We start from the raw sequence: 17,129 nt of genomic DNA on the forward strand, positions 1-17,129 counted from the left end.
ACCTTTGCCCCATGAGCATCAACCTCAAGACGCTGATCAGCAAGCTCAATGACACCAGCCGTACCGCCGCCACCCGCGCCGCCGGCATCTGCGTCGGCCTCGGACAATACGAGGTCGACCTGGAACACCTGTTCCTGGCCCTGCTGGAACAGCCGGCCAGCGACTTTGCGCTGATCGCCCGCCACAGCGGCATCAGCGTCAGCATGCTCGAAGCGGACTTGCAGGCCGAAGTGGCGCGCCTGCAGACCGGCAATGCGCGCACCCCCGTGTTTTCGCCCCGGCTGCCGAAGCTGTTTGAAAACGCCTGGCTGATCGCGTCGCTCGACGTGCAGGCGGGCCGCCAGGCCAGCATCCGCAGTGCGCATCTGCTGCAGGCGCTGCTGACCGACCCTGAATTGGCGCAGCTGGCTTACCGGGGCTCGAAACTGTTCAACAAATTCAAGCTCGACGACTTGAAGCATAACCTCGACAAGATCACGCAAGGCTCGCAGGAGGCGGCAGGCGCTTCGGCTGCCGATGGCGAGGCTGGCGAGGGCGGCGAGGGAGGAGGAGACCCCGTCGGCGAACTGGCAGGGCGCGCGGCCGCGTCGAAAACTCCGGCGCTGGACCAGTTCACCACCAACCTGACGGCGCGCGCGCGCGACGGCAAGGTCGATCCGGTGATCGGCCGCGATGCGGAGATCCGCCAGGCCATCGATATCCTGATGCGGCGGCGCCAGAACAATCCTATCCTGACGGGCGAGGCGGGCGTGGGCAAGACGGCCGTGGTCGAAGGGCTGGCCCTGCGCATCGCGCAGGACGACGTGCCCGATGTGTTGAAGGGTGTCGAGATCCATACGCTGGACATGGGCCTGCTGCAGGCCGGCGCCAGCGTCAAGGGCGAGTTCGAGAACCGCCTGAAAAACGTCATCGACGAAGTCAAGAAAAGCCCGCACGCCATCATCCTGTTCATCGACGAAGCGCACACCATGATCGGCGCCGGCGGCACGGCCGGCCAGAACGACGCGGCCAACCTGCTCAAGCCGGCATTGGCGCGCGGCGAGCTGCGCACGATTGCCGCCACCACCTGGGGTGAATACAAGAAGTATTTTGAAAAGGACGCCGCGCTGGCGCGCCGCTTCCAGGTCGTCAAGATCGAGGAGCCGAGCGAGGAACTGGCCTGCGCCATGTTGCGCGGCATGGCGCCGCTGATGGAAAAGCATTTCAATGTGCGCATCTATGACGAAGCCATCACCGAAGCGGTAAGGCTGTCGCACCGCTACATCATGGGACGCCAGCTGCCCGACAAGGCCATCAGCGTGCTCGATACGGCCTGCGCCAAGGTGGCGCTGGGCCAGAACGCGACGCCGGCCCTGCTGGAAAACCTGGTCAAAAAGCTCGACCGCATCGACGCCGAAGTCGCCACGCTCGAGCGCGAGGAAAAGAGCGGCGGCAACCACCCGGTGCGTCTGAAAGACTTGCGTGAGCAGCGCAGCGCCGCCGCCGGCGAGCATGCGGCGCTGGCCGCGCGCTGGGAAAACGAAAAGACGCTGACCGGAAAAGTCAGGGCGGCGCGCCAGGACCTGGAAAGCGCCGGCGTCAAACCGGACGCCAGCCAGGCCGGCGATCTGCAGGCCCTGCTCAAGGACTTGCGCGCGCTGCAGGGCGAAACGCCGATGGTGCCGGTGCAGGTCGACGGCCACGTGGTGGCGGAAATCGTCGCCGGCTGGACCGGCATCCCGCTGGGGAAAATGGTCAAGGATGAAATCCGCACGGTGCTCAAACTGAAGGACATGCTGGAAGAGCGCGTGCTGGGCCAGTCGCATGCGATCGAAGCGGTGGCGCAGCGCGTGCGCACCTCGCGCGCCAACCTGGACGACCCGAACAAGCCGAAGGGCGTGTTCCTGTTCGTCGGCCCGTCCGGCGTGGGCAAGACGGAAACGGCGCTGGCGCTGGCCGATGTGCTGTATGGCGGCGAACGCAAGCTGATCACCATCAACATGAGCGAATACCAGGAAGCGCACAGCGTATCGGGCCTGAAAGGCTCGCCGCCCGGCTATGTCGGCTATGGCGAAGGCGGCGTGCTGACCGAGGCCGTGCGGCGCAACCCTTACAGCGTGGTGCTGCTCGACGAAGTGGAAAAAGCCCACCCGGACGTGCTCGAACTGTTCTTCCAGGTCTTCGACAAGGGCGTGATGGAGGATGCCGAAGGGCGCGAGATCGACTTTAAGAACACCATCATCATTCTCACCTCGAACGTCGGCTCGAGCATCCTGATGCAGGCCTGCCTGAATGTGGCGGCACCAGACCTGCCGGCGCCGGAGCAGCTGGAGGAAAAGCTTCGCCCGCAACTGATGAAAACCTTCAAGCCGGCCTTTTTGGGGCGCTTGAAAGTGATCCCGTTCTATCCGATCTCGGACGATGTGCTGGTCAATATCATCGGCCTGAAACTGGGCAAGATCGCCCAGCGCATCGCGGCCAATCACAAGGCCGAATTCAGCCACGACGAGGCGCTGGTCGAGGCCGTGCTGGCGCGCTGCACCGAAGTCGATTCGGGCGCGCGCAATGTCGACAATATCCTCAACGGCACGGTGCTGCCCGAGATCGCCGAGTCGGTGCTGGCCAAGATGGCCGAAGGCGCAGCGATTACGAAAATCAAGGTCAGCGCCAGCAAGCAGGGGCAGTTCAAGTACACCATCAAGTAAGTCCTGCCGCCATGGTGCGTGGAGAGGAGGGAGCAATCTGTTCACCCGGTTTCAATCGCGCTCCGGTGATATAAATTCCTCGTTACAATAATTGTTAAATATGCAAAATTTAGTAAACGACTGACGGGAAGCGCATGTCATCCACCTCGACCGACAAGATTGCTGACGCGCTGGCTGCTTTCACGAGCGCCACGCGGCTGTACGAGTTGACCTACGGCGAGGATGCGGACAGCGGCTTGCTGGTCGAAGCCTTTGCCGCCGACGAACGGCTGCAGGAGGTGGGCGCGCGCGACATCATCGCCTTGTCCACCAGCGCCCATGTGGCGCTGGCGTCCCTGCTGGGCCAGCCGGCCAGCCTGCATATCAGCCTGGCGGACGGCACGCGCACTCCATTTTCCGGCTGCATCAGCGCCGCCGCCACGCTCGGCAGCAATGGCGGCCTGGCGCGCTACCGGCTGCGCATCACCCCATGGCTGTGGATGCTGACCCAGGCGCGTAACAGCCGCGTCTGGCAAGACAGGAGCGTGACGGCCATCGTCGACGAGGTCTTGCAGGCGTATGCGCCATACGCGCTGTGGCGCTGGAGCGACGAGGTGGCATCTTTCATGCAGGAAGCGGGCGAGCGCAGCTATTGCTGCCAGTACCGCGAATCGGACTACGATTTCGTGCGCCGGCTGCTGACGGAAGAAGGGCTGGCCTGGCGGTTTGACGGTCAGACCATGGTCGTCTTTGCCGACAGCAGCCAGGTGTGCGCCACGCCCGAGGACGCCAGCAGCGCGCAAGGCGGCGGCTTGCGCTTTCATGGCGCGCGCGTTGGCGAGCCCGGCGACAGCGTGCAGGCCTTGAGCGCGCGGCGCAGCCTGCAGGTGGGCCTGAGCAGCGTACTCAGCTATGACTACAAGGCGAAAAAGGCCGTGGCCGCCAGCGTGCCGACCAACATGGCCCTTGGCGGCAAGCATGCGCCGGTGCTGGAAAGCTACGATACGCCGGGCCAGTACTGGTACGCCAGCGCTGCCCAGGCGCAGCGCTACGCGCAATTGCAGATGCAGGCGCATGAAGCGCGCGCGCAGCTGTGGCAGGCGCGCTCGACCGTGCGCACCCTGCGCGCCGGCACGCGTTTTACCCTGACGCAGGGACCATTGCCGCCCGCCGGTGGGGCGGCGCCCGAGTATGTCGTGCTGCGCGTGGCCAGCATCGGCGTCAACAACCTGCCGGCGCCGGCACTGGAGGGATTGGCGGAACTGTTCGGCCCGATACCGGAATTGCTGGAGGAAACCGTGGCGCAGTGGGGCGACGGTTTTCCCGATGCCGCCGCCGCGATCGCGCAGGCGCAAACCAGCGGTTATGCCAACTGCATCGAGATGATCACAGCAAGCACGCCGTGGCGTCCGCTGCAGTATGGCAACGATGCGCGCCAGCATGCCACGCCGACGGCCCTGGGCAGCCAGAGCGCCATCGTCGTGGGAGCCGATGGCCAGGACGCGGCCAGCGGCGCCGATGAAATCTATTGCGACAGGCTGGGCCGGGTGCGCATCCGCTTTCACTGGCAACAGGAAACGGCCGCGACCTGCTGGGTGCGCGTGGCGCAGCGCGCGGCCGGCGGCGGCATGGGCAGCCAGTTCCTGCCGCGCATCGGCCAGGAAGTGCTGGTGCAATTTTTGGAAAACGATATCGACCGGCCCGTCATCATCGGCGCGCTGTACAACGGCCAGGGCGAGGGCGGAAGCAAACCGACCCCGGGCGGTGTTGGCGGCGAGTCTGGCGACGCCGGCGTGTTCCAGCCGGCACACGATCACGCGGTAGCGGGCCAGGGCAATGTGGCGGGCGGCAACAGTCCGCTGTGGCATGGCGCCGCTGGCGCCAGCGCGGCGCATCGCAATGCCAGCGCGCAATGGGGCATCCGCAGCAAGGAGTTCGGCAAGGCGGGAGGAGCGGCGGGCTACAACCAGCTGTTGTTCGACGACACGGACAGCCAGGGCCGGGTGCAACTGAAAAGCAGCTATGCGGCCAGCGAACTCACTCTTGGCCACTTGATCCACGGCGCCGACAATTACCGGGGCAGCCTGCGCGGCGCGGGCGCCGAGCTGCGCACCGATGCGTATGGCGCGGTGCGGTCCAAGGCGGGCTTGCTGGTGAGCAGCTATGTGCTCAGGCACGAGGCCGCGCAACGCGAGCCGGCCGGCGACAATGCCGGTGGCATGGCATTGTTGAAGCAGGCTGTACTGCTGGGCGACACCTTCAGCCAGGCCGCACAAACGCATCAAACGGTGGCCTACGCCAGCCATGTCGGCGCCAGCGCCCCCAATGCCAGCGAACTCGACGAGCAGGCGGCGCCCCTGAAAGCCATGCAGGCCAGCGTGGCGGGCATGCATGAACAACTGCCGCACACCAAGGACTCGCTGATCGCCATTGCCGCCAAGGCTGACCTGGGCCTGATCGCCGGCCAAGACCTGCAGCTGGCCAATGGCGAGAGCGTCATCCTGATGAGCGGGCAGGACACGCAATGGAGCAGCGGTGGCCAGTGGCGTTTGCACACGGGCCAGGCCATCGGCATGCTGGGCGGCGCGATGAAGGCCGGGGAGGGTGATGCCGGGGTGCAGCTGATCGCCGCCCAGGGCACCATCGACGTGCAGGCGCAAGGCGATACCTTGCGGCTCCAGGCGCGCGACGAGGTCAACGTCATCAGCGCCAACGCGCATGTCGACTGGGCAGCGCTGAAAAGCATCCGTTTGTCGACGGCGGGCGGTGCCAACATCACGATCGAAGGCGGCAACATCACGATCCAGTGTCCGGGCAAGATCACCGTATTTGCAGGCAAGAAGAGTTTTATCGGCCCCACGCGCGCGCCGTATGTGATGCCGCCGCTGCCATCGAGCACGTGTAAAAGCTGCATTTTGAGCGCCATGCAACAGGGTGCAGCGGGAGTACTGCGGTGACGCCCGGCAGCGTTTCGGCATTGCACGGCTGGGTCCGGGCCAGTCTTGGGCGGCAACGCCTGCCTTATTTGCTGCTCGACAGTGCGCAGGCCGAAAACAGCCACCTGACGCTGCAGCGCTGGAAAGTGCCGTATGCCTCGCTGTTCGAGGAAACCCATGAAGCAAGCCTGCCCGAGATCGCGCCGCTGCTGATATCGCTGTCCGGCCTTGCGCCTGCCATGCTGGAGAAAGTCTGCGACTGGGCCGAAAAACTCGGTTATGGCGCACCTTGCCTGAGCTGGATGGAAAGTCCGTGGCCCTTGCCCGAACTGGCGCGGCATTTGCGCCAGTTTCACGCCGTCGGCCTGAGTGACGAGCAGCAGATGATGCTGCGCTGGTACGACACGCGCATCCTGCCCGTCTGGCTGGCCTGCCTGGAGCCGCTACAGCGCGAGCAGTTTGTAGCTGGGTTGTTGAGCTTGCAGTACATCAACCGTTTTGGCGACGTTGCCGTCCTGCTCGATGTCGTCACCGCCGGTGCTGCGCCGGACGTTGCGCTGATGGGCTCGCCGCTCATCCACCTGGACGATGCGCAATACGGCATGCTGGTCGATGCCGGTGACGCCGATACGCTGATCAGTCATTTACGGCGGGTGATCACGGACGAAACCAACGATACCCCGCCCCGGCTGCTGTACGAATTCGTTGCCCGCTACCAGCAGCGCGCGCTGGCCGCCGGCATCGACGACCTGGACCGCCAGACGCAATACCTGCTGTTGGCCCTGTACACCTCCGGCGCCGGCATCGAACACCCCGATTTCATCGCCCTGATGCAAGACCCACCCACCTCTATCGAAAGTTTCTATGAAGCCATGCAAGCCTTGTCCGACGACGTATGGGAAGCCGGCCCGCCCTTGTGGGGCATTCAGCTTGAAGCTTGACCGGCTCCCGGCGCTGGCGCTGTGCCTGAGTTTGGCCTTGGTGATTGCCGGCGGCAACGTCGCAGCGCAGACAGCGGTAAAAGCCGCGCCGCAGGCGTCAAGCGCCGTCAAGCACGCCAAGCTGAAACCGGCCGACACCGCCAACCTGGTCAGCCATTTGCGGCGCGTGATCACCGATGAAACCAATGATACGCCGCCGCGCGTCCTGAACGCCTTTGTCGCGAAATACCAGCAGCGCGCGCTCGATGCCGGGATCGATGACCTCGACCGGCAAACGCAATATGTCTTGCTGGCGCTGTACACCTCTGGCAAGGCAATGGAACAGCCCTTGTTTGTTGAATTCATGAAAAACCCACCCGCATCGCTGGACGCTTTTTACGACGCGCTGCAAGCGTTGCCGAAATCCGTTTGGGAAGCGGGGCCGCCGCTGTGGGAGGCGTATGAACCCAAGGGATAAGTTACATCTAAGGTTGATGTAATTTTCATTTCAATCTCGGGATGTATTTGGTCAATGAATTTCAGGAACTCAGATGATAAAAAGGCTATTTCCAAGAAATTTAATCAATGTATTTTTATGTATTTTTATGGCATTTTCAAATACGGCATGTGGCAAGGAAAAAATGGACTTGACAGTCAATTTGAGCGCCTACAATCATACCGAGAATGGAATCGGTGGATATGTCGTGACGCTATCAAATGGGTCAAGGGTGGAAGCCGGATTCCTTGCTCCTGGAAAAGGTGGAGGAGGGATGACTTGCTGCCTTTCCCTGCCGACAATATGGCGTCCGGGAATGACTGCAAATATCATCATGAGTTCAATAGAAAATGGCAAAGAAATTCATGTGGAAGAAAGTGTTCCGGTGCCAAAGTACACTGCTGGCGATGCTGGGATGTTCATTGTACATTTTCTGCACAATGGAAGTTATAAAGTATTTGTGACCAGATACCTGCTGGGACATCGAAAATATCCTCTTTATGGAAAAGAAGCTGAATTGCAGCAAGGCGAGCCGCTTGAGATAATTTGGGAATAATTTTTCTGATATGAATGTTATTTGCGATGAATTATTTTTATTCTTGAGAGGTTATGATGAATTTATTGGGAAAACGATTTTATTGTGTCCTTTTATGTGGGTTTCTTTTGTTTTCAAATATGGCTTGTGGCAAGGGAAAGATGATGTTGCCAGTCAATGTAAGTGGATATAATCATACCGAACATGGGATTGGGGGTTACTTAGTGACCTTGTCGACAGGGTCTGAAGTGGAGGTCGGTTATCTCGATGCGGGTTCCGGTGGCGGCGGATACACTTGTTGTCTTGCAATTCCAGCAGTATGGCAGCCGGGAATGACGGCAACAATCCGCATGAGTACCATAAAAAATGGAAAAGAAATTAGTGTGGAAAAAACCGTCCCAGTGCCTAAGTATGTCTCAAGCGATGCTGGAAGATTTATAGTACATTTTCTGCACAATGGAAATTATAAGGTATTTGTAACTAAATATGCATTAGGGCACAGAAAGTATCCACTCTCAGGCAAGGAGGCAGAGCTTGAGCCAGGTGTGCCATTGGAGATTATATGGGAGTAATTCCAAAAAAATTGTTCATGGAGCTTATATAATGTCTATTATTTATACTGGACGTAAAGCCCCCTTGGATGGGCGTCGCAGGCTCACGGCAAAAGAATCGTCACAACGTGCAAAAGCCATGGCATGTGTTAGATCACCTCACAAAACTGAATGCCAAGGGCAAGTTTATATCGGTCTGTTTTATGATGGGAGCGGAAATAATGCTGCGTGGAGGCAGGTTGATCCCGTTGTCAATCCGAAAAATCTTACACAGCGGCAACGGAACAAGCACAGCAACGTTGCCAAGTTGTGGGATGCGCATCTTGAGCAAGAGAGAAATGGATATTTTAGTGTCTATATGCCAGGTGTAGGAACTCCGTTTGCTGCTATTGGTGACACTATTTCAGCCCTTACCGATAATGCTGGCGGTGGATTTGGCTATATGGGCGCCGATAGAATAAACTGGGGCATTACCTCGCTGTTCAATGCAGTGCATTCATACTTGACCGGCTCCAACTTAATTGAGTCCGACACACAGCGGGTGCTGGTTAACTTGATGAGTTCTCAGATGCTGCTGGGTAAAGAGGGCGTGCGGCGCTGGGCAATGTTGACCGCTCTGGAAGAGCGTCTTGCAAAGGTCGTAAAAACCCATCAGCGCAAGGTAAAGCAAATTAATGTTTCCATTTTCGGTTTTTCCCGTGGCGCGGCCGAAGCGCGTGCCAGTGCACATTGGCTGCATCAGATATTTGAACGGGAAAATGGCGCATTTGAGCTTGCCGGCGTACCCATTCGGATAGGTTTCCTGGGAATTTTTGATACCGTTGCGGCAGTAGGTGTGGGTGATGTGACACCAGTCACCTTTGGTCATATGGCTTGGGGAGATGGAACGCAGAGCATCCATCCAGTAGTCGAAGAATGTGCCCACTTTATTGCTCTGCATGAACAGCGCGCGAGTTTTCCGTTGGAATCGGCAACTGGACGGGGTAATGTAGGATATCCCGGCATGCATTCCGATGTGGGCGGCGGTTATTACCCGGGAGAGCAGGGCCGATCCATGCCGGCCTGGGGGCCCTCACCTCACTTGTCGCAGATACCGTTGATCGACATGCATTTCGCCGCCCTCAAAGCGGGAGTGCCGTTATTGACGATCAAAGAAATGAACGAAAAACAGCGTGTTGCTGTTCGAAAGTCTTTTTCCACCGACCCAAGACTGATCGCCTCCTACAACAACTGGCTGACGCATAACGGCATCAAGGGCGCAGACGTGAAGACCTTTACCGAGGCGCATACAAAACAATATCTGCGCTGGCGCGGCATGTTGCACGCGCAGGGAACAGCGCAATTGAAGACCAAGCGCTTTTTCAAGGAGTCGGATAAGCCGGGCCAGAAAGACTTGCTGGAGGCCGATAGCGATCTGGGGGTATATCTGCGCTCCTGGCGCGAACGAAAGAATGCCAACGCGACCTTGTCGGGATGGCTCAATGAACGCGCCAAGACGGTCTTGCATCGCGTCAGCCCGGCTGGCATGCTGTTTGTCGAAGAAGGAAAAGACCCGTTAAGCGACTGGGAAGAGCGGTTTTTGAAAATCATGACGGAAGGCGCGCAGCCGCCGGCTGGCTGCGTCACGCTGTTTGAGGATTATGTGCACGATTCGCGCGCCGGCTTTCGCATCCTGGGCAAGCACGAGCCGGTATGGCTGACCGGCGGCTATGGCCGCTTCCGCCACGTTTTCGTGCAAAGCGATGATTATTCGAACATGTCGAATATCGCCAATGAATCGCTGAAGGCCGTCAAGGCAGCGGGCGATGCGGCCGTGACCTACTTCCAGAAGCTGTATGGCTACACCGTCAGCACCTACCGGGTGGCGCGCAGAAAGATCGCTGCCACCGCGCGGGCGGTGTCCGAGGCCGAAAAGCGGCTGGAACGGCAGGCGGTGGAAACGTACAGGGAAACGAGCCGGATGATCGTCGATGGCGCCACCCGCGCCGGTCACGACGTGCACGATGCCGGGGTGGAGGCGGAAAAGAAATTGAACCACGCAGTCAAAACCGCGAAAAATTCCATGCAGCAAGCCAGCCAGGAAGCCCGGCTTTATTATGAGGCAGAAAAAAAAGTCATTTTGAAGTACGCGAATGCAGAGGCCGAGTTGCTGGAGCAGCTGAAAAAGCGCTGGATCGAGCAAGACCGGGAAAAAACGAAATAAGACGGAGTCAGGTACAGCCGCCTCTGGCGGCGGCAGAGGCACCGCCAGAGGCATGGATATTAGCCATTGCCGGGCGGTTGCACACCCAGCAGCTCTTCAATATGCGCCAGCGAACCGGCATCCTTGACCACCGAACGCAACCAGCTGTGCAAATCCTGGTCGGCCGCATTGGCGGCCTTGTCGGCAAAATAGGAGACGGGGCTGTGCGGTTCGCTGCGGCGGAAAAATTGCGCCACGGCGCGTAGTTGCTCGATCGCCTGTGCACGCGTAGTGATGGTGCCTGGCGGTCCGGCCGGGATCGCCGGCACGGCCGGCGCCATCGCGCTTTCAGCCATGGCCACACCGCCATCCGCCGCAGCGGCGGGCGCGGCGGGCGCCACGCCGGCACTGGAGGGCATTACGCGCAGCATCGCTTCGACGGCTTCGCGTGCCGTGGAAAAGGCTGGGCTGTCGTTGCCCAGGCGGGCGTCGACGACTCTTTCAAGCTTGCGCAGCGCTTCCAGGCAATCTTGCGCGTCGACGGCGAAACTGGCGCAAAAGGCGGCCGAGTTGTTGCGCCGCGCCGCTTCCATATCGGACAGCTTGACGCCCTCATGCTGCCTGGCGGAATCCCCCGGGGCGGCCTGGCGCCGCGCGGTCTCGAAATCGATGGTGGAAAAAGCGCCGCCCGGGCCGCCCGTGATGGGCACTTCGCGCAGCAGCGCCGGGATGCGCGAGAGTATCCAGCTGAGGTTGCCGATGCGCTGCTCCTGGTCGCCGTTCTCGGCTTCGGGGAACAGGCCCCGGTCCCAGAATTTTTCGCACAGCCCCGCCAGCACCAGCAAGCCTTCGGCCATGCCGCGCAGGTGGTGGCGCTTGGTGCCCGCTTCGGTCAGCCAGACGGCCAGGCGCAGATCCTTGCTGCTGCCGGCAAGCAGGCCGGCGCAGCTGCGCACGACGAAGTCCCAGTCGGCCTCCTTCAGGTCGGCAACCCATTCGCCCTGGTCGAGCGTGGGGTCGTCGAACTTGCGCGCCAACGTGATAGCGTCGAGTTCAGGCGAGAACGCCAGGTCCACGCCTGCCGGTTGTTCATTGCTGATCGGAAGTAATAACTGTTCGGCTGAAAACATGTGGTCCTCTGATGGATGGTTATTGCGCCATGCGAAATTCAATGCGCCGGTTGCGGGCGCGCCCGTCCGCCGTGTCATTGCTGGCGATCGGCCGGTCGGAGCCCTGGCCCGACGCCGTCAGCAGGTCGCCGTGAATGCCTTTCGATGCCAGATAGAATTTGACGGCCTCGGCTCGCGCCTGGCTCAGGCTCTGGTTACTGGCGCGTAAGCCCTGATTGTCGGTATGGCCGATGATCTCGACCTTGCGGCCGGCCAGCTTTTGCATGGCGGCCGCCATTTCGTCGAGGATGGCGCGGCCCGACGGCGTCAAGGTGGCCTTGCCGCTTTCAAACTCGATCGTGCGGTTGGCCAGGGTTGTGTCGAGCACGCCTTGCTCGCTGGCCGACACGCGCAGGCCATTGTTGACGGTGTAGGTAGGGTTGAGGCTGGTGGCGATATCGCTGGCGATTTTTTGCCGCTGCGCCTCGTTCGCCACTTCGCCGCGCACGCTGACGACACTGCCGTCGATTTTCAGCTGGCCGCGGCTGATCTGCTTGAGGTTGGGCGACAGCAGCTTTTGCACATACGCGTTCCAGTTGGCGGGCAGCACCACCTGGCCGACGGCGATCTGGTCGACCACCTTGTCGGCGCCGTACAGCTCGCGCAGGCGCACCAGCACGGCGGCCTTGCTCGCTTCGTCGGGCACGGTGCCGGCGGCCAGCACCTGGCCTGGCTGCGGCGTGGCGGCTGTGGGTATCGAGGTGGGCGCTTGCGCCGAAGCGGACAGGGCGGCCAGCGCCATGCCGAGGAAGAGAACGATACGGGATAGGCGCATGGTCAGGTTCCGATAAAGGCGGCACGCAAGGAATCGTGCGCCGATTTGAGCGAGAGGTTGGCTTGCGCCAGATAGGTCGACACTTTCTTGATCGCATAGTCGCTGCCGACCTGTTCCTCTACCCAGTCCAGGTCGTCGAAGGCGATATGGTGATCGAGCGCCGCTTGCGGGTTCATCAGCACATGCAGGGTCTGCGCTGACGCGCCGGAAAATCCCAGCACCAGCGTCTGGCGGCCGCGCAGCCGGGTGATGAACAGCGCCAGCTCGAAGTCGGCGCGCGCCAGGAACGGCGTGATCAGGTGCATCCAGAACGCCGCCACCATGTTGCGGTACAGCGGGTCGGCCGGCAGCGGCAATTCGAGGCTTTTCTCCAGCCGGCTGGAACTGCTGGCCATCACCGGCTGCAGCAGCAGGCCTAGCGCCAGCAGCACCTGCCGCACGGTGCCCGTGAAACCGGTGGGCGCCAGCAGCGCGTCGAGTTCGCCCACGGTCTGCATGTCGAGGAAGTCGTTGAAGGTGGCTTCATAGGCGGCGGCGCGCAGGTCGAGGTCGATGCTGGCATGGCTGGCCGCGTGCAGCGCGTTGCCGGCATCGGGGCCGCGCATGTCGTTGCTGAGCGCCTCGAAACGGTTCCACAGGCGCGATAGCACCAGCGGACTGTTGGCGACAAACGCGGCCGGCTGGTCCACCTCCATGGTGCTCATCATCAGGAAGGGAAAACGGCGCGACGAGGCATCGCTGCTGGCGGCGATATGGCCGGCGATGGCGCGCCCACGGCGCGGGCCGATAAAGGCGAAATGCATGGGCGGCAGCGCATCGTAGGTCAGCTTCCAGCGTGCGTCGGCGCTGAGCAGGTCCATCGCCTGCGCCAGCCAGTCGTCGAGGATCTTTAGCAGGGCCGGGTTGTCGCTGGCCTTGACGAAGTCGCCGCGGCTGGGCAGTTTGCCGAAATAGCCGATCGGGGTGGCGGTGGTGCGGTTCATGGCGCGACGGCGGCATTGGCCGCGGTGGCGCCTGCCGGCGCGGGAGTGTTGACGGCCGGAACGCTTTGGGCCACGATTTCCGGCAGCTTCAGGCCGCGGAAGCCCGCGGCACCCGAGGCGGTGGCCGGTGCCGCAACCGGCGCCGGGGTGGCGACGATCTTCAGGTTGGCCGCCACGCTCACGCCGCTGTTTTCCCAGCTCAGTTCGAATACGCCGCCATCCTTGCGCTTGCGCTTGGCAGAATCGATCATTTTCTTCAGGCCGAAATGGCCAGGCTCGTTGAGCAACACGACCGTGCGGCCTTCCGGCGTGATGGCGCTGATGCGCGCGCCGGGCGTACCTTGCGGATTCGGCCAGACCATATGGATCCATGGCTGCGGCTGGCCGCGCCAGCGCAGCGCCTGGCCGTCGATCTCGATCGTGTACTCGGTGGCGCCGGTGGCGGCCAGCGCCTGCAGGTCGAAACGGGTCTGCGCTTCGCCGGCGCCGGCCGCCGTGGCCACGCCGTTGGCGCTGAGCGGAGCGATCCAGCCGGGGAAGCTGGCCACCACGGACGGCGCCAGGCCGATGCCCATGTTGGCCCAGGTCTTGGCGCTGAGCGAATCGCCACGGCGCACCACCAGCGGGCCGATGGTGGTATTGAAGAACTTGGCGATGCTGCCTTCCGGCCCGAACACCTGGCCGATGTCGGCATTGCTGGCCTCGCTACCCGAGGCGGGCGCAAACGGATACTTGGGCGCCAGGGTTTTCTGGAACGGTTCGAGCACCTGCGCCAGCCAGACCTTGTTGATTTCCGTCTCGGTCGGCTTGATGATGACGGCGAACGTCTGCATCAGCGGGCGTACCAGCAGCGGCCGGATGGCCTGCTTTTGCGCATCGGTCATGCCGGTCAGCATCTGTTCATCCACGTATTTGAGCGCATCGGCCAGTTCCGAACCGGTGCCGTCCAGCGTCTGCTGCATGAACTGTTTGGCGCCGGGGCCCGTATCGCCCTGGTTCTTGATCTGGTTGAAGCGGGCGCGCAGCTTCGACAGCGCGTCCATGTAGCCGCGCATCAGCGAAGCGTCTTTGTCCTTGGTCACCACCAGGCGGGCCACACCGGAAAACTCGCGGCCCACCGGCCCCATCGGCAAGGCGCCGGCGGCGGGCGCGCCGCTGCCGATGTTGACGTTGATGCCGGACGGTTTCTGGCGCAGGATGGTTTCCTTGAACCAGCCCATCATGCCGCGCTGGGCCCGCTGCAAGCCCTGGCCCAGCAGCGAGGGGTTGTCCCACGAGGTTTCCTTGTACACCGTTTCGATCAGCTTGTTGATCGGCGAGGTTTGCGGATCGCCGAGCCGGTTCATGGCCGCCGCCGCGTTGTCGAAGCCGTTCAACTCGCGGATGCTGACGCCCTGGATGAATTTCTGCCATTCCTTGGCGTAGTCCGTTTTATACAGTTCGACCAGCGCTTTCTGGATCTGCTCCGGGCTGCCTTCGAGGGTCAGGTCGTCCTTCGACGCCGTTTTCAGCACCCAGTCGGCGCTTTGCAGTTCGCGGTTGGCCGCTTCCTGGAAGGCTTGCTGGATGAATTGTTCCCAGGCGTCGCGTGTAAACGTGCCGGGAATGGCGTAGCTCCCCAGCACCAGTTCCTTGTCCTGCTCGCCGACAATGCGGGCCACCGTCATCGAGGCGAAGCGCGTGGCGGCGCGCGCCTTGACGTCGGCGTACACGCGCTCGCGGGCCGGCATGCCCCGCACCACGCGGCGCAGGCTGTCGCGCGACTGGTCGACCAGCGCCAGCTTGCTGTCGACCTGCGGCCAGGACGGGTCGTTGATCTGGGTGAGGTAGAACGAAATCATGCGCTCGGCGCTGCGTATCATCTGTTCGCGCGGCATGCTGCCGCGGTTGCTGTCGAGCCAGACCCGCCAGAAACGGGTCAGCTGGTCATTCAGGTGGCTCGCTTCGGCGCGCGACTTGTCGCTCAGCATCAGATAGGTTTTCAGGGCGTTATAGGCGTCTTCCACATTGGCCGGCGAGGCGTCCTTGAACTGCTGTGCGCCGAGGTTGACGGCGGCCGCCGTGGCTGGCGGTGCGGCGGCAGGGGCGCTGGCCAGGGCTGGCGTCGGCGTGGCGGCCACCGGTGCGGCCAGGGTGCCGGCTGGCGCGGGCAGGGTAGCGGCCGCGCCGGCTGACACCGCGCCCGACTGCGGCGTGCTGGCCATCGGCTGCAAGCGGCTGGCGCCGGCATTGACCTCGGCCAGGAAGGCTTCCAGCGATTGCGCGACCGGGGTCAGCATCACTTCACGCACACCCGAGAAATATTCTTCGCGCAGTTTGCGTTCCAGCAGTTCCCCCTGATACAGGCCCAGGCCCAGCGAGATGGGCCGGCTGTTGCGGTAGGCATCGAGCTGCTCGATCCGGTCCTGCATGATTTCCAGCGCTTCGAAACGCGATTGCAGGTCAAGCCGCTTGTCCTGCACCTTGATCGCCTGGTCCAGGTCGGCCTGCACGTTGGCCACCAGCTGGCGGTTGGCCATGTAGGACCAGCTCCAGCCGGCCAGCGCCAGGCCCACCAGCGCGGTGGCGGCAAAGAAAGTGGCGTAGCGCAGGCGGGTCTTGGCTGGACTGGCGTACTGGGCGACCAGCTCCCTGTCGGCGAAGATCACCTTGCGGAACAGATTGAGCAGGAAATAGCCGTGCTGGTCCTGCACCGCGTTCTGTTGCTGCGGTTGCAATTTCAAATCGAAGCGCTGCGCCACGCGTTCCGACGAGGCCGATACCGACATGCCTTCCTGCAACGCGCTGGTGAAATAGAAGCCGCGCATGACGGGCTTGAACTGGAACGGGTTTTCCTCGAACAGGGTGGCGATGAAGGCGCGCAGCGAACCCTTGATCGCGCTGAACTCGAGCGGGAAGGTGAACACGCCCGGCGGCATGCGTTCCTGCTGCTGCAGCGCCATGCTGGCCAGGCTCAGCTCTTTCAGGCCGTCATACAGTTCGTCGAAACGCTGGTCGAACTGCTCCAGTACGTCCTGTTTGGAACTGGTCTGGCTGTAGGGCAGGGTGGCGCCCCATACCCGGTCGCGTTCGCCCCGTTCCGTGTCCTGGAAGAATTCGTTGAAACCGGTAATCAGGTCGGCCTTGGTGAACACCACGTAGACGGGCGCGTGCACTTCCAGCTTTTCCGTCAGTTCCTGCACCCGCTGGCGCAGGTTCTTGGCCAGATTGATGGCGAATTCGGGCCGGCTGCCAGTCAGTTCGGCAATGCTGACGGCGATGATGATGCCGTTGATCGGCGCGCGCTTGCGGTGTTTTTTCAATAGCGCCAGGAAGCCGAACCATTCGGCGCGGTCTTCGTCGTTGACGGAATAGCGGCCCGCCGTGTCGAGCAGGATGCCGTCGGTGGTGAAGAACCAGTCGCAATTGCGGGTGCCGCCGATGCCTTGCACGATCTTGCTGTCGGCAAAAGGAAACTGCAGGCCGGAATTGGCGATCGCCGTGCTCTTGCCGGCCGCCGGATTGCCGATGACCATATACCAGGGCAGCTCATACAGGGCCGCGTCACCTGACAGCTGGCCCAGCTTGGACGTCTTGATGGTGCCGATCGCTTCGAGCATGCGCTTGCGGATGGTTTCGGTCTCCTCGCGCTGGGTAGGGCCCGCCTTGGGCGCCGCGCCAGCCGTCTGCTGTTCCAGCATGCCGCCGAACCGTGCGGCATCGCGCTGGCGGCGCCTGCGCTGCAGCCACCATACCGCGCTGGCGATCAGCAGGACCAGCGCCAGCGGCGGCACGATCCATACCAGCGGCCATTCGAAGATGATGGCGCAACTGGCCAGCAGCGCGGCCAGCGCCACGAAGCCGATGGCGAACAGGCTGAAACGGGTAGTAATGGAATGCCAGAATCGTTGCATCATAGTATGAGGGGCGAGAGGTTGAT

The 17,129-nt window shown here is 62.1% G+C and carries 11 protein-coding genes; 7 read left to right on the forward strand and 4 right to left on the reverse strand.

Annotated features, from left to right (window positions below; all coding sequences use genetic code 11):
- Positions 1–11: 11 nt before the first annotated feature.
- The 7 genes from tssH (at position 12) to SKZ59_RS23360 (ending at position 10,304) form a co-directional block, all read left to right on the forward strand.
- Positions 12–2,684: a type VI secretion system ATPase TssH gene (gene tssH / locus SKZ59_RS23330; RefSeq protein WP_319993067.1), complete on the forward strand. Its 2,673-nt coding sequence runs from the start codon at positions 12–14 to the stop codon at positions 2,682–2,684.
- 134 nt (positions 2,685–2,818) lie between these two features.
- A complete protein-coding gene (locus SKZ59_RS23335; RefSeq protein WP_319993068.1) occupies positions 2,819–5,620 on the forward strand; it encodes a type VI secretion system Vgr family protein in 2,802 nt (933 codons plus the stop codon).
- Positions 5,617–6,540 (forward strand): DUF4123 domain-containing protein, encoded by a 924-nt coding sequence (locus tag SKZ59_RS23340; RefSeq protein ID WP_319993069.1) that lies wholly within the window; start codon positions 5,617–5,619, stop codon positions 6,538–6,540. The genes SKZ59_RS23335 and SKZ59_RS23340 overlap by 4 nt, the downstream gene beginning before the upstream one ends.
- On the forward strand, positions 6,530–6,997 hold the full coding sequence (locus SKZ59_RS23345) for a hypothetical protein (protein ID WP_319993070.1): 468 nt from the start codon (positions 6,530–6,532) through the stop codon (positions 6,995–6,997). Before SKZ59_RS23340 ends, SKZ59_RS23345 begins: the two co-directional genes overlap by 11 nt.
- A gap of 73 nt (positions 6,998–7,070) precedes the next feature.
- Positions 7,071–7,571, forward strand: a complete 501-nt coding sequence (locus tag SKZ59_RS23350; RefSeq protein WP_319993071.1) for a DUF3304 domain-containing protein — start codon at positions 7,071–7,073, stop codon at positions 7,569–7,571.
- A gap of 53 nt (positions 7,572–7,624) precedes the next feature.
- On the forward strand, positions 7,625–8,122 hold the full coding sequence (locus SKZ59_RS23355; RefSeq protein WP_139143539.1) for a DUF3304 domain-containing protein: 498 nt from the start codon (positions 7,625–7,627) through the stop codon (positions 8,120–8,122).
- 31 nt (positions 8,123–8,153) lie between these two features.
- On the forward strand, positions 8,154–10,304 hold the full coding sequence (locus SKZ59_RS23360) for a phospholipase effector Tle1 domain-containing protein (protein ID WP_319993072.1): 2,151 nt from the start codon (positions 8,154–8,156) through the stop codon (positions 10,302–10,304).
- A 59-nt stretch (positions 10,305–10,363) separates the two neighbouring features.
- On the opposite strand, the gene tssA is transcribed toward SKZ59_RS23360, so the two are convergent.
- The 4 genes from tssA to tssM are packed head-to-tail and all read right to left on the reverse strand — an operon-like array spanning position 10,364 to position 17,103.
- On the reverse strand, positions 10,364–11,413 hold the full coding sequence (gene tssA / locus SKZ59_RS23365; RefSeq protein ID WP_319993073.1) for a type VI secretion system protein TssA: 1,050 nt from the start codon (positions 11,411–11,413) through the stop codon (positions 10,364–10,366).
- Between the two features lie 19 nt (positions 11,414–11,432).
- A complete protein-coding gene (locus SKZ59_RS23370) occupies positions 11,433–12,227 on the reverse strand; it encodes an OmpA family protein (protein WP_319993074.1) in 795 nt (264 codons plus the stop codon).
- A 2-nt stretch (positions 12,228–12,229) separates the two neighbouring features.
- Positions 12,230–13,210 carry a type VI secretion system-associated protein TagF gene (tagF, locus tag SKZ59_RS23375; protein ID WP_034754871.1) on the reverse strand — a complete coding sequence of 327 codons (981 nt, stop codon included), beginning with the start codon at positions 13,208–13,210 and terminating at the stop codon, positions 12,230–12,232.
- A complete protein-coding gene (gene tssM, locus SKZ59_RS23380; protein WP_219330397.1) occupies positions 13,207–17,103 on the reverse strand; it encodes a type VI secretion system membrane subunit TssM in 3,897 nt (1,298 codons plus the stop codon). Before tssM ends, tagF begins: the two co-directional genes overlap by 4 nt.
- Positions 17,104–17,129: the final 26 nt, after the last annotated feature.

This window comes from Janthinobacterium sp. GMG2 (genome assembly GCF_033949445.1).
Lineage (GTDB): Bacteria > Pseudomonadota > Gammaproteobacteria > Burkholderiales > Burkholderiaceae_D > Janthinobacterium > Janthinobacterium aestuarii.